Origin of the sequence: Candidatus Thiodiazotropha endolucinida (assembly GCF_001715975.1) — a bacterium.
Taxonomy (GTDB): Bacteria; Pseudomonadota; Gammaproteobacteria; order Chromatiales; family Chromatiaceae; genus Thiodiazotropha; species Thiodiazotropha endolucinida.
Genome location: NZ_MARB01000007.1, coordinates 113,636 through 129,202, shown reverse-complemented (window position 1 = coordinate 129,202; position 15,567 = coordinate 113,636). Strand labels below are relative to the sequence as shown.

General features: G+C 51.6%; 14 protein-coding genes. 12 read left to right on the top strand and 2 right to left on the bottom strand.

The features are described 5' to 3' along the window. Window position 1: 1 nt before the first annotated feature. The 12 genes from CODIS_RS07810 (at window position 2) to CODIS_RS07755 (ending at window position 12,624) form a co-directional block, all read left to right on the top strand. A complete protein-coding gene (locus CODIS_RS07810; protein ID WP_069123498.1) occupies window positions 2-748 on the top strand; it encodes a heme ABC transporter permease in 747 nt (248 codons plus the stop codon). After that, complete coding sequence (gene ccmD / locus CODIS_RS07805) at window positions 745-912, top strand: heme exporter protein CcmD (RefSeq protein WP_069123495.1); 168 nt, start codon at window positions 745-747, stop codon at window positions 910-912. The genes CODIS_RS07810 and ccmD overlap by 4 nt, the downstream gene beginning before the upstream one ends. After that, a complete protein-coding gene (gene ccmE, locus CODIS_RS07800) occupies window positions 909-1,370 on the top strand; it encodes a cytochrome c maturation protein CcmE (RefSeq protein ID WP_069123492.1) in 462 nt (153 codons plus the stop codon). Before ccmD ends, ccmE begins: the two co-directional genes overlap by 4 nt. Next, window positions 1,367-3,364 (top strand): heme lyase CcmF/NrfE family subunit, encoded by a 1,998-nt coding sequence (locus CODIS_RS07795; RefSeq protein WP_069123490.1) that lies wholly within the window; start codon window positions 1,367-1,369, stop codon window positions 3,362-3,364. The genes ccmE and CODIS_RS07795 overlap by 4 nt, the downstream gene beginning before the upstream one ends. Window positions 3,365-3,372: 8 nt before the next feature. Then, window positions 3,373-3,912, top strand: a complete 540-nt coding sequence (locus CODIS_RS07790) for a DsbE family thiol:disulfide interchange protein (protein ID WP_069123487.1) — start codon at window positions 3,373-3,375, stop codon at window positions 3,910-3,912. 4 nt (window positions 3,913-3,916) lie between these two features. Continuing rightward, window positions 3,917-4,396, top strand: a complete 480-nt coding sequence (locus tag CODIS_RS07785) for a cytochrome c-type biogenesis protein (RefSeq protein WP_069123484.1) — start codon at window positions 3,917-3,919, stop codon at window positions 4,394-4,396. Then, window positions 4,393-5,679, top strand: a complete 1,287-nt coding sequence (gene ccmI / locus CODIS_RS07780; protein WP_069123481.1) for a c-type cytochrome biogenesis protein CcmI — start codon at window positions 4,393-4,395, stop codon at window positions 5,677-5,679. The genes CODIS_RS07785 and ccmI overlap by 4 nt, the downstream gene beginning before the upstream one ends. 307 nt (window positions 5,680-5,986) lie before the next feature. After that, on the top strand, window positions 5,987-8,023 hold the full coding sequence (gene fusA / locus CODIS_RS07775; RefSeq protein WP_069123478.1) for an elongation factor G: 2,037 nt from the start codon (window positions 5,987-5,989) through the stop codon (window positions 8,021-8,023). 589 nt (window positions 8,024-8,612) lie between these two features. Then, entirely contained in the window at window positions 8,613-10,106 is a 1,494-nt protein-coding gene (locus tag CODIS_RS07770) for a multiheme c-type cytochrome (protein WP_069123475.1), read from the top strand. Between the two features lie 81 nt (window positions 10,107-10,187). Beyond that, the gene (locus tag CODIS_RS07765) at window positions 10,188-10,631 is read left to right on the top strand and encodes a tetratricopeptide repeat protein (protein WP_069123471.1); all 444 of its coding nucleotides are present in this window, start codon (window positions 10,188-10,190) and stop codon (window positions 10,629-10,631) included. A gap of 26 nt (window positions 10,632-10,657) precedes the next feature. Next, on the top strand, window positions 10,658-11,326 hold the full coding sequence (locus CODIS_RS07760; RefSeq protein ID WP_083220617.1) for a c-type cytochrome: 669 nt from the start codon (window positions 10,658-10,660) through the stop codon (window positions 11,324-11,326). Between the two features lie 11 nt (window positions 11,327-11,337). Continuing rightward, complete coding sequence (locus tag CODIS_RS07755; RefSeq protein ID WP_069123467.1) at window positions 11,338-12,624, top strand: NAD(P)/FAD-dependent oxidoreductase; 1,287 nt, start codon at window positions 11,338-11,340, stop codon at window positions 12,622-12,624. Window positions 12,625-12,726: 102 nt separating this feature from the next. Here the strand turns inward: CODIS_RS07755 and cfa are convergent, their stop codons facing one another. After that, entirely contained in the window at window positions 12,727-13,896 is a 1,170-nt protein-coding gene (gene cfa, locus CODIS_RS07750) for a cyclopropane fatty acyl phospholipid synthase (RefSeq protein WP_069123460.1), read from the bottom strand. 453 nt (window positions 13,897-14,349) lie between these two features. Further along, complete coding sequence (locus CODIS_RS07745; protein ID WP_069123675.1) at window positions 14,350-15,258, bottom strand: crotonase/enoyl-CoA hydratase family protein; 909 nt, start codon at window positions 15,256-15,258, stop codon at window positions 14,350-14,352. Between the last annotated feature and the right edge of the window lie 309 nt (window positions 15,259-15,567).

Below are 15,567 nucleotides of genomic sequence, written 5' to 3'. Positions count from 1 at the left end.
TATGATCATTCGCTTCTTTCATCAAATGGGTTCGCCACGCTACTTCTATAATGTGGCCGGAAAATTAATCCCCTGGTTCATGGTCAGCTTTCTGATCACCCTGGTATGGGGTCTCTACAATGGCCTTTTCATCGCCCCCACTGATTACCAGCAGGGAGAAAGCTATCGCATCATGTATATCCACGTACCCGCCGCATGGATGTCGATGTTTATCTATGTGGTGATGGCTGTCTCCGGCCTGATCAGTCTGGTATGGCGTATCAAAATGACGGAAATCATCGTCATCAGCAGTGCCGCTGTGGGGGCCTCGTTTACGTTCTTAGCCCTTGCCACCGGCTCTCTGTGGGGCAAACCGATGTGGGGGACCTGGTGGGTTTGGGATGCGCGACTGACGTCTGAGCTTCTGTTGCTGTTTCTCTACCTCGGCATTATCGCCCTGCACAGTGCTATCGAGGACAAACGCGTGGCTGCCCGCGCAGTTTCGATTCTGGCCCTGGTTGGCGTGGTCAACATCCCCATCATTCACTATTCGGTTGAATGGTGGAACACGCTGCATCAGCCAGCATCGGTGACAAAATTCGACAAACCATCAATGGATATGAGTATGTTGATTCCGCTGCTCACCATGGCCATCTCATTTAAACTTTACTATGGCGCTGTGGTCTTAATGCGCGCGCGCGCGGAAATTGTCGAGCGTGAGCGCAATTCACGCTGGGTGCAGGAAATGGTCGAGCAGGAGGCGGTATGAGAGAGTTCTTCGCCATGGGCGGGTATGCCGTCTACGTTTGGCCCTCCTTTTTGCTGGCGCTGATTGTCCTTGTCGCCAACGTGGTTGCACCGATGCAACAACGCAAACGAGTTTTGAAAGATATTGCCCGAAAACTCCGTCGGGCCAGGAAAGAACAGAGATGAATCCGATACGCAAGAAACGACTGACCCTGATAGGCCTGATGGTTGCCGGAATTGGCGTGGCCACTTGGTTGGCCCTCAACGCCTTTGACGAAAACCTGATGTTCTTCTTTTCCCCTTCGGAAGTGGCCGAGGGTAAAGCACCGACCGCCCATCCGTTTCGCATCGGCGGTCTGGTCGAAGCCAATAGTGTAAAGCGTAAACCCGATGGGCTGACTACCGCATTCTCGGTCACCGATAATGCCGAGGCCGTCACCGTGGAGTACACAGGCATCCTGCCCGATCTGTTCCGCGAGGGACAGGGTATCGTTGCCATGGGACAGCTGAACGAATCGGGCATCTTCATCGCCAGCGAGGTGCTCGCCAAGCATGACGAGAACTATATGCCGCCCGAAGTCGCGGCTTCACTGAAGACCGCTCATGACGAGGGGGTCAGCAACATGCAGTCGAAAGTCCAATGATTCCTGAACTCGGCCATTTCGCACTCATCCTCGCGCTCTGTCTGGCCATCACTCAGGCGGTGGTGCCCCTGGTCGGATCCTATACCCGCACGTCCTCGTGGATGGCTGCATCACGCTCTCTCGCCTGGGGTCAGTTCGTTTTTTTGGGTATTTCCCTGATCATTCTTACCAATGCATTCTTGAGTAACGATTTCTCTGTGATCTACGTTGCCCAGCATGGCAATACCAAGCTGCCCGACATCTATAAAATATCAGCGGTTTGGGGGGGCCATGAGGGTTCTCTGCTGCTTTGGGCCTTTTTCCTCGCAAGTTGGAGTGTTGCAATTGCCGTTTTCAGCCGCAACCTGCACCTCGAGATGGTTTCCCGGGTACTCTCCGTAATGGGTATGATCAGCATCGGCTTTCTGCTCTTTATGCTATTGACGTCAAATCCGTTTGCCAGAACCTTCCCAGCCCCCATGGAGGGCGGAGAGCTGAATCCCATGCTTCAGGATCCCGGCCTGGCGATCCATCCTCCCATGCTCTATATGGGGTACGTGGGGTTTTCCGTTGCCTTCGCTTTCGCTATCGCCGCCCTTCTCGGTGGACGGCTCGATGCCTCCTGGGCACGCTGGTCCCGTCCCTGGACAACCATCGCCTGGGTCTTTCTCACGCTGGGCATCGCCCTGGGAAGCTGGTGGGCCTACTATGAACTGGGTTGGGGCGGCTGGTGGTTCTGGGATCCGGTGGAAAACGCTTCCTTCATGCCGTGGCTGGTAGGGACTGCATTGATCCACTCCCTGGCGGTTACCGAAAAGCGCGGTGCATTCAAAAGCTGGACTGTATTGCTCGCCATTTCAGCCTTCTCCCTGAGTCTGTTGGGCACCTTTTTAGTACGCTCCGGCGTACTGACCTCGGTACACTCCTTCGCCTCGGATCCGGCACGCGGCGTCTTCATCCTGATTTTTCTGCTGATTGTCATTGGCGGATCACTGCTGCTCTATACCTGGCGCGCACCCTATATATCGGGGGGTGGTCGGTTCGATCTGGTATCCCGGGAGACATTCCTCTTGGGCAATAACCTTTTGTTCTCGGTATTCGCCGCTTTGGTTCTGATTGGCACGCTGGCACCCCTGATCTATGACGCCCTCGACATGGGCAAGATCTCGGTGGGCTTTCCCTGGTTTAACAAGATGTTCCTGCTGACAACCCCATTTCTCGCACTGCTCATGGGAATGGGAACACTGGCACGCTGGAAACATGCCGAACCGTCTCAGCTGGTCAAGCAGCTGAGAGCCGCCTTCATTGTCAGCCTGGCGTTCGGTCTGCTCAGCCTCCTGCCCATGTTTTCAGGAGGGAACTGGCTGGTTGGACTCGGCATGGGATTGGCAATGTGGATTGCGACCTCCCATGTGGTCAATCTCAGGGACCGGCTGAAGCACAAGCAGGGTTTTTCCGGCTTTTGGCTCGATCTGAAAACCGGTGGACGCAGTTATTACGGTATGATCCTCGCCCACCTGGGGGTGGCGATGTTCATCGTCGGCGTGACCATGGTCAGCAACTACGGCATCGAGTCTGATGTTCGCATGAGTCCTGGCGATGTGAGTGACATTGCCGGTTACAGCTTCAAGTTCGAAGGCGTGAAACGCACACCAGGCCCGAACTACAATGCCCATCGCGGCAGCTTCCAGGTCTCAAAAGACGGTGAACACATGACCACCCTGGAACCGGAAAAGCGTACCTACTTCGTCCAGACCAAGCCGATGACCGAGGCTGCAATCGATTGGGGACTGACCCGAGACCTCTATGTATCGCTGGGTGAGCCCCTTGGCGCTGGTGACTGGAGCCTCCGCCTCTACTACAAACCCTACGTGCGTTGGATATGGTTGGGCGGACTGTTGATGGGGCTGGGGGGCATTCTTGCCGTCACTGACCGGCGTTATCGTACCGCCAAAGTAAGATCCTCTCAGCAGGTCAACACTGCCGATGCCGCACCGGCATCGTCAGGGAGTTAAAATCAACCATGAATCGATATCTACGCTATTCCATACCCCTCATCGTTTTTGCAGTGATCGCTGCCTTCCTGTTCAAAGGTTTGGGTATGAATCCACGCGAGATTCCATCCCCTTTGATTGGCAAATCGGTACCTGAGTTTGCTCTCCCTACCGTGGAAAGTCCCGACACGATCGTAAAAACGAGTGATCTGCAGGGTAAGGTCTATCTGCTCAATGTATGGGCCACCTGGTGTGTCTCATGCCGTGCCGAGCATGAGACCCTGGTGCAACTCTCCCGCTCCGGCAAAGTGGATATCGTCGGCTTAAACTGGAAAGACGAACGGGATAAGGCACAGGTATGGCTGCGCCAGCTCGGTGATCCCTACAGCATCAACATATTCGACAAGAAGGGACGCACCGCGATCGATCTTGGGGTGTATGGCGCTCCGGAGACGTTTTTGGTGGACAGTAAAGGCATTATCCACTACAAACATGCAGGGCCGATGACCATGCAACTGTTCAATGAGACATTACTGCCCCTGATTGAAGATTTAAAGCCTAAAGGATAGCGACGTGCGCCTGTTTGTATTGATTTTCACCCTGTTGTTCGCCCCGCCCGCCGTACAGGCCGCGACACTGGCTGACTACAGCTTCGATGAGCCGGGAAAGGCAGAGGACTTCCGCGATATTATCGAAGAGATGCGATGCCTGGTATGTCAGAACGAATCCCTGGCCGGATCCAACGCCGAACTCGCTATCGATCTGCGTAACGAGATCTATGAGATGATGAAGAGTGGCCAGGAGAAAGAGGATATCATCAATTTCATGGTTGCCCGCTACGGGGATTTCGTGCTCTACAGTCCACCCCTCAAACCCACGACCTATCCGATATGGTTTGGCCCCCTTATCGTTTTTCTTGTCGGCGGGGTGGTTCTATTCCGTATTCTAAAGCGTAAAAGCGTTGCCCGGGAGACAGAGCTTTCTGCAGAAGAGGAACAACGACTCAATCGCTTGTTAAACCAGTCGAACGACCACAGAGACGCTGATCAATGACCCTATTCTGGATTATTATCGCCGGGTTCTCACTCCTGGCCATGGGATTTGTCGCATTGCCATTGATGCGTAAGCAGGTTACCAGTGGCATCACTTCCGATGAACTCAACCTGGCTGTCTTTAAACAGCAGCTTGCTGAATTGGACAGCGACCTGAAATCAGGTGCGCTGGACCAGACACGTTATGACGCAGCGCGCAGGGATCTGGAAAAAGAACTGCTGTCTGATGTATCCGATCAATCTCGACCGGCGGAATCCGGAGGAACCGGACATAAAATGGCATTGTCAGCCCTGGTGATACCACTGGCAGCGCTGCTGTTATACCAGTTTATAGGCTCCCCGGAGATTATATCGCGTTTGGCCAATCAACCTGCAGCCACGCACACGGCTTCAGCGCAATCCCAAGGCCGCTCAACCCAGAACCTGCCGCCGATGGAGGAACTTGTCAAACGACTCGCCGCCAAAATGCAGGAACAGCCGGATAACCAGGAGGGCTGGATTATGCTGGGGCGCAGCTATATGGCGATGAACGATCCGTCAGCTGCCATCAATGCCTTCGATCGCGCCATGGAGATCAGTGATAAAAACGTGGGTCTGCTGCTCGCATATGCCGAGGCCATAGCCTCGAACGCTGGTAATGACTTCACCGGACGGGCGGCACCGATGGTCGAAAAGGCATTTCAACTGGAGCCCGACAATCCCAATGTGCTCTGGATCGCCGGTATAGTCGCCTACCAGCGGACCGATTACCAGGATGCCGTTGACCGCTGGTCCAAACTGAGGGGGCTGTTGAAACCGCAGAGCGCGGAACTCGAATCCGTCAATGAGGCCCTGGATGATGCCCGCTCCAAATTGGGACTGCCTGCTGAAGAACCTGAACTGCCCAGCATCGTTCAGGCCAAGAAGCAGGTTCCGGCAGAGCCTGCTGCCGCTGGAGATAAATCGATTCAAGTCGAGATCTCCCTATCCCCGGACATGCGGGACAAGGCAAATCCGGATGATCTGCTGTTTATCTATGCCAAGGCGATGAGCGGCCCCCCCATGCCGCTGGCAGCGGTACGAAAACGGGTCAGTGACCTGCCTCTGTCTATCAACCTGGATGACAGCATGGCAATGATGCCGCAGATGAAACTCTCCCAATTTCCGGAAGTGGCTGTGGGTGCGCGTATATCCCTGTCGGGCAGCCCCACCGCTCAAAGCGGTGATCTCGAGGGCGAAATAACCGCAGTCAGTCCCGGTCAGCCGGGAATCGTGAAAGTTGTAATAAATTCTGTCCACCCATAACAATCAAATATAACGACCAGTGAAATGGCCGCAGCTGCCTGTCTGCCTTGTGCGAACGCATCATGGGCTGGGACTGTTCGCGCTGATTCGTTAATTACCGCACTCCACCAGACATGCGTAGATGTCAATCCAATCAAGTGGGTAGTTGAATATGCCAACTGATTTCTGACATTTTCCTGTTCAGGCTCAATTACTCCAGCGTCCGGATTGATATACTGGCCTAACCAGAAGAAAACTAATATCCTTTTGCTGTTATCTTCCATCAATCCTCTTGGATAGAGCCGCGTTTCCGCTGATAGGAGTCAATATGGCCAGTTATTCGACCCACGACATTCGTAATATCGCCCTCGTTGGGCATGCAGGAGCTGGCAAGACCAGTCTGATCGAATCGTTACTGCAAAAAAGCGGCATGATTCATAGTGCTGGCAGTATCGTGAGAGGTGACACCGTCTGCGATTACGACGATATGGAGAAAGAATTACAACACTCTCTCGATATCGCGATCACCCATCTCAGCCATGAAGGTAAACAGGTAAATATCATCGATACACCCGGATACGCCGATTTCCTGGGACGGGGCATCAGCATCCTTCCAGCTGTAGAGACAGCCGCTATCGTGGTTAATGCCGCCACCGGTATCGAACCCGTCACCATCCGCATGATGGAAGCCGCCAAGCGCAGAAATCTGTGCCGATTTATCATTGTGAATAAAATCGATTCTGAGGGTATAGATTACGAAGCACTGATGAATAGCCTGCGGGAGAGCTTCGGCAAAGAGTGTCTTCCTATCAATCTACCCGCGGACAACGGGCAGCGGGTCATTGATTGTTTTTTTCAGCCCGGTGGTGATGAAACGATTTTCTCCTCAGTCTCTCGTGCCCACGACAATATGATCGACCAGGTGGTCGAAGTGGACGAGGAGTTGATGGAAGTCTATCTGGAACAAGGCGAAGCACTGCAACCCGATCAGCTGCATGACCCCTTTGAAAAGGCCCTGCGAGAAGGTCATCTGATCCCTGTCTGCTTTACCTCCGTCGAGAACAGTGCCGGGCTTGATGAGCTGCTGACACTGTTCGCGCGCCTGATGCCTGATCCGACAGAAGGAAACCCACCCCCCTTCATGAAGGGCGAAGGGACGGATATGCTGCCTGTAGAGGTCTCACCCGATCCGGACAAACACGTCATCGGGCACGTTTTCAAGGTCCTCAATGACCCTTATCGGGGAAAACTGGGGATCTTTCGCATACACCAGGGAACCCTGGAAACCAATGCTCAACTCTTTATTGGCGATGCACGCAAGCCCTTCAAGGTCAATCATCTGCTCAGACTCCATGGAAAAGAGCAGGACGAGATGAGTCAGGCCGTTCCGGGGGATATCTGTGCGGTGGCTAGGATTGAAGACATTCACTTCGATGCGGTTCTGCATGATTCCCACGATGAGGACCACCACCACTTGCGATCCATCGAATGCCCCCTGCCTCTGTTCGGCCTTGCCATCAATACCGCCAAACGGGGTGATGAACAGAAGCTGAGCGATGCACTACACAAACTGGAGGATGAGGACCCCTGTTTCCACGTCGAGCACAACGTCAGTATGAATGAAACAGTGATGCGAGGCCTCGGTGAGTTGCATCTTGAAGTGCTGCTGCAACAAATCAAGAAAAAATATGGTGTCGAGGTGGAGACCCACCCGCCCAGCATCGCCTATCACGAGACCATTACCCGTAAGGCAGAGGCAGATTACCGGCACAAAAAACAGACCGGTGGTGCTGGTCAATTCGGTGAGGTGCATCTTCGCATAGAGCCCCTTGGACGGGGTGAGGGCTTTGAGTTTGTCAACCAAATCGTTGGTGGAGCGATCCCGGGTCAATTCATCCCCGCTGTTGAAAAAGGGGTGAAACAGGCCATGGAGGAAGGTGCGCTGGGCGGTTTTGCCATGCAGGATATTCGCGTGATTATCTTTGATGGAAAGTACCATTCAGTGGACTCCAAAGAGATTGCCTTTGTCACTGCAGGAAAGAAGGCCTTTCTGGAGGCGGTCGAGAAGGCAGGACCGGTCATATTGGAACCGATCGTCAATATCTCGATTACCACACCAGACACATTTATGGGTGACCTGACCGGTGACCTAGCGGGGCGCCGTGGTCAGATCAGCGGCACTGAGACGGGACACAACAATATGTTGGTCATTAAAGGTCAAGCACCTCTGTCTGAACTCGAGGGATACGCCACACAGCTTAAAGCGATTACCGGTGGCGAAGGCAACTATACGATCGAGTTCAGCCACTACGAGGCGGTACCTCCCAACGTCCAGCAACAGCTCAAGTCAGCAAAACAAGGATAACTCACTTGGCATGATGATATGGTCATAGACACGCAAATGCCTATTTATAGGTAGCTTTGTAAAAAATAAATGGGTAAATATGGTCCGCTCTGGTTTTTTATAAAAATCAGAGCGGTTTTTTTGAGTGTTTGGTCGTCAAAAATTCACGCGATGATGAAAGTACAAAATTAAAATAAACAAACAATGACAGTAGAGAATAAACGTAAAACTTACCTGGGAATAGAAAGAATTCATCGTTTTCCGGTCTTCTTATCAAACATTGTATATTGCAAAATAATTATACACTGTACATGCTTGATTTAGATCAATGCGGTTATATCCCCGAATCGTTTTGATAGGTCTGTGTAAGCATAATAAGTACAAGATTTTACTGATAAGAATAAAAGTGAAATCATGCAGTCCCCATATCAATAATAATTTGGGGTTGGGGGAAAAGTCGTAACCATCCTTTCTTGTATATTGGCTTGCCGCACCAATTGGGAGAACTCATTCGCTTCGCTCGTACTTCATCTGTACTGCTGCAGATGTTGAGTCGCCGGGCGTTGCCTATGCAACTCTTCCTTACTGTCAACCCATTAAGGAGGGAGCTATGAAACGCTTCGGTAATGGTCGATTCACCGCAATATTGGGGAGTATTGCAGCGGGAATCACGCTGCTGCTGCAAATCTCTACAGCGGATGCCGCTAGACCGTCTGGTGAAATTGGTAAAGATTGGGGAAACCCGAAAGGCCACGAATGTGTCGAGTGTCACTGGATGGAAGATCCCGGACTCACTATGGAGTGGAACAACAGTCAGCATGGACAGAGCGGCGTCAACTGTCTCGACTGCCACGAGGCCAAACCTGAAGACAAGGATGGTTTCGAACATGAGGGATCCCGTATCTCCATCATAGTAACACCGAAGGATTGCTCCAAATGCCACTCCACTGAATTCGAAGAGATGGATGGTTCTCACCACTCCAAGGGTGGCCAGATACTCGCCTCCCTGGACAATCTGCTCGGCGAAGTGGTGGGTGGTCCCGCAGCGGTAAATGCAGGCTGCCGCCAATGTCACGGTTCAGTGATTGAGATCGGTGATGACGGCAAACCAGTACCGACCACCTGGCCGAATACCGGCATTGGCAGGATCAATCCGGATGGATCCGCCGGTTCCTGTACCGCTTGCCATGGCCGTCACCGCTTCTCCAAGGCCCAGGCACGTACCCCTGATACCTGCGGTAAATGCCATGTCGGTCCCGACCATCCGCAAATCGAGGTCTACAACGAATCCAAGCACGGCATCATCTACCGTGCCAAAGTCGATGAGATGAACCTTGAGTCCGACAAGTGGGTCGCCGGTGTGGACTACTCGGCCGCCCCAACCTGTGCCTCCTGCCATATGAGTGCCGGCGGCAAGGAAGGTAAGACCCACAACGTGGGCGATCGTATCTCCTGGACTCTACGTCCGCCGATCTCTCAGAAGATCAATCTGGTTCGCCTGCAGAACGGTCAGGAGTTTGACGTTAAAGAGGGCAAGGAAATTCCCAGCGTGGGCGACAAGGCCAAGGGCTCCACCGTGGTCGAGGTCGTGACCTGGAAAGAGCGTCGTAAGAAAATGCAGGAGGTCTGTAAGGCGTGCCACAGCGACAGCGTCATCACCGGTCACTACAACCAGTTCGACAATGTGGTGGAACTCTATAACGAGAAGTTCGCCAAACCGATCGCAGCCGTCATGGGCGAGTTGAAGAAGAACGGCTACATCACCAAGTCGCCTTTTGACGATAAGATCGAATGGACCTGGTGGGAGATCTGGCATCACGAAGGCCGGCGTGCCCGTCATGGCGCCTCCATGAACGGTCCGGACTACACCTGGTGGCACGGTATCTACGACGTGGCCAAGCACACCTACTTCAAGTGGATTCCTGAACTCAAGGAAGTGGCGATGAAGAAGGACGGTAACGAAGACTTCGCCAACAAGATGCTGGACAAGTACTTCAGGCCGATCGACGGTCATACCTGGTACTTCGAAGGCATGAGCAAGGAGGCCATCGACAAGGTCCGTAAAGGGTTCGAAGAGCGCTACGGTAAAGGTGCACTCAAGTAGATTCCTTAAACGCTGCATACCCCTTCAGGCTCCACAGCCTGAGGGGGTCTTTTTTTCATCCTCCTGTATTTGAGGTCATTCATGGGGAGACAATTCATCTATCTACTGACGCTCTTGTTCAGCATGGGCTTCTCGACCGCCATCGCACAAGAGAGTGTCGAACAGTTGATTGCGGATGCACAGGCATTGTCCGAATCGGGTAGTCTTGAGGATGCGCACGCTATACTGGTGAAAGCGGTTGAGACAGATCCTCAATCTTCACATGCCCATACACGGCTCGGTGGCGTGGAACTGCTGCAACGCGACTACAAGTCCGGCATCAAGCGTTTTCAACAAGCGATCATGCTAGATCGCAACAATGCGGATGCCTTCGTCGGCCTGGCTGTCGCCTACCTGCATCTGGGCCGCTACACGCTGGCCAGAGAGGCATTGAAAGAAGCGGAGCAGCTGGGTCCGTCGAAACAGCAAGATATCGATAAAGTACTGGCCTGGCTCGATCAAAGATCCGGACAATCCGGACACTGAGCCACAGTCCACCTGAGGAGATATTCATGAAAATAAACAGAAAACTGTCAACAGCACTCATCGCTGGCGTGATGTTTGGCTGGCTGGCATCGAGCTGCAGCACCACCGACAGCGCAATGAAAAAAGAGAGTGCCAAAACTGCAGCCAAAGCTGCGGCTGAGATGGCCCCCGCCGAGCCACCAGGTATCCGTTCCCCCAGCATGCTTGCCAATACATGTGCCGGCTGTCATGGAACCGACGGTGCCAGCGCCGGCGATGCTATGCCGATCATCGGCGGTATGGAGAAGGAGTATATGCAGCTGGTACTGGCCGAGTTCAAGAGTGGCGAGCGGGACTCGACCATCATGGGCCGGATTGCCAAAGGTTACTCTGACAATGAGTTGAAGGCGATCGCTTCCTATATCGCCAGCCAGCCCTGGGTCTCCAGTCCCACCAAAGCCGACAAAAAGCTGGCGGCTATAGGCAAGAAGATACATGAAAAGCGGTGCAAAACATGCCATGAAGATGGCGGTAGAGTTCAGGAGGACGATGCTCCCCGGCTGGCTGGGCAGTGGCCGGATTACACCATGATCTACCTGAAGGATTGCCACAAGAAAGGCCGGCGCTGCCTGCCGAGAAAAATGGGTAAACGAGTCGCCGAACTCTCTCAGAAAGAGTTGCAAGCCATGGCTCAATACTATCTGAGCGAGAAATGAGGGGGAGAGCAATGGCCAGACTAACACGAAGAAAATTTATCAAAGCTACCGGTGCTTGTGCCGCACTGGGTACCGTCGCCTCATTCAGCCCGGTATCATTCGGTAAAGGTGCCAAAGGGCGGGTGATCGTGATCGGTGGCGGCTACGGTGGCGCTATCGCCGCTAAATATATTAAAAAGGCCGATCCCTCGATCGATGTCATGCTGATCGAGAAGAATACCCAATATGTCTCCTGTCCCCTCAGCAACGAGGTGCTGGGTGGTGAACGGGATATCGGCAGCATCACTTTCAACTACAAGGCCATGAATCAGAACCACAATGTCAAAGTGGTGCACGACGAAGTGGTGGAGATCGATGCGGCCAACCATACCGTCAAGGGTGCCGGCGGTAACCAGTACCAGTACGACAAACTGGTGGTCTCCCCAGGCATCGACTTCCGTTTTGAGAAGATCGAGGGCCACAGTGCGGCGGTGGCGGAGAAGATTCCCCACGCCTGGAAGGCGGGTCCGCAAACCACTACCCTGCATAAACAGCTCATGGCTATGAAGGATGGCGGTGTCTGCTATATCGCGGCGCCACCCAATCCCTTCCGCTGTCCACCGGGCCCCTATGAGCGTGCCGCACAGATCGCCCACTACTTCAAGCATCACAAACCCAAGTCGAAGGTCATTATCCTGGACGCCAAGGATAAGTTCTCCAAACAGGGCCTTTTCATGCAGGGCTATAAGAAGTTCTATGGCGATACCATCGAATGGGTCAGTGGCGCCGACGGCGGGATCATCGAAGCGGTCGATCCAGACAACATGACGCTGGTCGGACAGGTAGACGAGTACAAGGGTGATGTCCTCAACGTTATCCCGGCACAGAAAGCGGGTAAGATCGCACAAGTCGCCGGACTGACCGATGACTCCGGCTGGTGTCCGGTCAATCAGGGCACATTCGAATCAAAGATCCATAAGGATGTGCACGTCATCGGTGACGCCAGCATTGCCGGCAAGATGCCCAAGTCAGGCTATGCCGCCAACTCCCAGGGTAAAGTATGCGCCGCCGTCATTGTCGCTGCGCTTAACGGTGAGCCACCGGGCGAACCCTCCTATGTGAACACCTGTTACAGCATCATCACACCTGATTGGGGCATCTCGGTAGCTGCAGTCTACCAATTGGTTAACGGAAAGATCGTCGGTGTCAAAGGTGCCGGAGGTCTTTCGCCAATGGATGCATCCGCTGAGACAAGAGCCATCGAGGCGCAGTACGCGCGCAGCTGGTTCAAGAATATCACCTCAGACATGTTCACCTGATAACAAAAAACCACTTTGTAGAAAAGCTAAAAACAGGCTATTCAAGCGCCACATTGTGGCGCTTTTTTTATCTGCTGCTCACCCATATCTATCCAATTATTGTCAACGCACCGAGCGGTAAACACCCTCACACTGGCGTTTATTCAGTACTAGTTGCCAAAGCTGTCCCTGGCGACTGCGAAAAAAACCGGCACATGAGTGCAGATAGTATTTCCACATGCGATAAAAACGTTCGTCATAGTGCTTACGCAGCTCAGGCCAGGCATGGTCAAAATTATGCCACCAGGCCATTAATGTTCGGTCATAGTCCGGTCCGAAATTGTGCCAATCCTGTATCAGAAATACAGATTCCACGGATTGCGTTATCTCCTGTGCAGAAGGCAGTTTACCATTGGGGAAAATATATTTATCTATCCAGGGATCTAATGTCTTCGCTGTTTTGTAAAGGCCGATCGTGTGCAGCAGGAACAGACCGTTATCCTTGAGCAGTCTGTTTACGGTATGGAAATAGGTGGGATAGTTCTTGTGACCAACATGCTCGAACATGCCTACGGATACTACTTTGTCATAGCTGCCTGTAATTTCTCTGTAGTCCTTGAGTTCAACCGTGACAGGAAGATCCTTACAGCGTTCCCGGGCTAATATTTGCTGTGCTTTTGACACGGTAATTCCAGTCACACTAACATCGTAATGTTCGGCAGCGTACTGCATCAAGGCACCCCAGCCACAACCTATATCAAGCAGTCTCTCACCGGGTTGCAATTGCAGTTTGCGACAGATGATATCCAGTTTGTCGTGTTGTGCCTGTTCCAAATTTTCCGCGGACTTCCAATAACCGCAAGAGTAGCTCATGGTCGAGTCGAGCATAGCTTCGAATATGTCATTACCCACATCATAATGCCGTTCACCCACTTGAAAGGCTCGAGTAATAGACTGAAAGTTGAACAGATAGTTGCGAATCAACTCGACGAGCATGCGAAACTTGAACCAACCAGCAATCTGGTGATCAATACCAACTGTCATCAAGCGAGAAAACAGTACATCCATTGCATCACACATCCAGTGACCATCCATAAAAGATTCACCAAAACCGAGTGAACCCCGGGTCAGAACACGTCGATACAGTTCTTTGTCATGTACTTGTATGTCCCACGGTCGATTGCCGTTAAACTGAACATCAGCCTGCTCCAGAAGATCGACCAATACCTGGGGAGGCTTAAGCTCACCGTGAGGTTCATTATGCAGGCCGTGATTAATATTCACGAAAGGCATAGGCAATCTCCTCTCAGGTAATCGGCAAAATATCAATTCACCTATTACAAAATGATTTATTTTTGCGTGACAGGTTCAATCAATTGCGTGTTGCCGCTTCATTGTCATTTTGTTACAGATATGCACCACAGCACCAGAACGTAGTTTCATTAATACACTACTGTTTTAGTTTTACAATTCTTGATGCTAGTAGATACGCTGCATATCACCTGCTGGTTTCAGGCCAACTCTTCACAATTCCAGCCCAATGCTCAACTGAGCATGTACTTTCTTATGGAATTGACACAAACTGGTAACACAACAATAGCCCCCCTCGGTACAAGGGGTAATAAAACCAAAAAATCGCACCACTACATCTCACCAGATTTTTAATCAAAACTTTTTATTTATATCAATCCAATAACACACTCTCCAATTTAGTTTTAGATAAATTTGTTATCTTACAGCCGCCAGTTAACCATGACTCTGCATAGGCAAGTCAGTCGGCTTTTCTTGCGTTTCTTGCTGGCTCATCATCTTCGTTTGTGCCCTTACAAGACGCGACATCGCGGAAATATCCCTATCTGAGAGCGAAAATGCCGCATCCACCCAATCATGCGCAATATCAAGCAACTCATGTTTCTCCAAGGGCATGATCCGGTTTCGCATCCTTAGTACTGAACGCCTGGTAATATTCGACTTATTGAGACGCTTGATGAATGATCTGAGCGCCAGTTCACCCTCACCCGGATCTGCAACAACATCAACAACTCCCATCTCATAAAGCTGTTCTGCGGTATAACCTTCGGCATTAATGATCATTCGCTCCACCAATGCGGGTGATATCCGCCGGGACAGGAAGGAATAGGCCCCCATTCCAGGGAACATATTGAAAACAACCTCGGGAAATTTAAATACACTACCGGCTTCAGCAATGATGTAGTCACTGGAAAGTGCTGCTTCGAATCCCGCTCCAAGCGCTGTTCCGGTTACCAACGATATGGTGTGGACATTGGTATTGAGATTGATGAAATTGGCATACAGCACATCGATACTCAGCTCCGCATATTTTTGCAGGGTCTGCCTGTCACCGGTTGTTATCATGTCCACAAAAAATTTCAGATCGCCACCGAGATTGAATATTCCAGGCACATCGGAGCCAAAAATCAGGAAATCGATATCGGTCTTCGATTCAGTACTTTTTAGGTATTCACTTGTCCATGTTTGAAAACTATTGATGTCTTTCAGTAATTGGGGTGAAAAACAGGGAATTGTCCCGGGATCCATGGCAAAGGTAAGGGTCCTGTAGCTTTCATCATATCGAATGTTCAGCGTGTCAAATGTCAACTCTGATAATGATTGTGTAGGTACGGCTTTGAGCATTTTCTGTTCCTCACGGGTAGATGTTATATAGGTCTGGTGATAGGTATGTTTAATATCCATCGCAAAAGAAAAAAAGATGGTGAATTTATATTAGGCGTTGCCACCACTGGATAGAAACAGCATTTTATGAAATGTTTAAGGACTGAGTAATCAAGTCAATCTGATCGTGACTCAATTCCACATTCCCTGGGAAGTAGAATCGCTTAAGCAATTGATCCCGAGCAACATATTTTGACATTAAACTTTTTTATAGGAATTTATTTCTTATAATGACTAAAATTTTGCCTATTTTCAGCCGCTATCATTGTC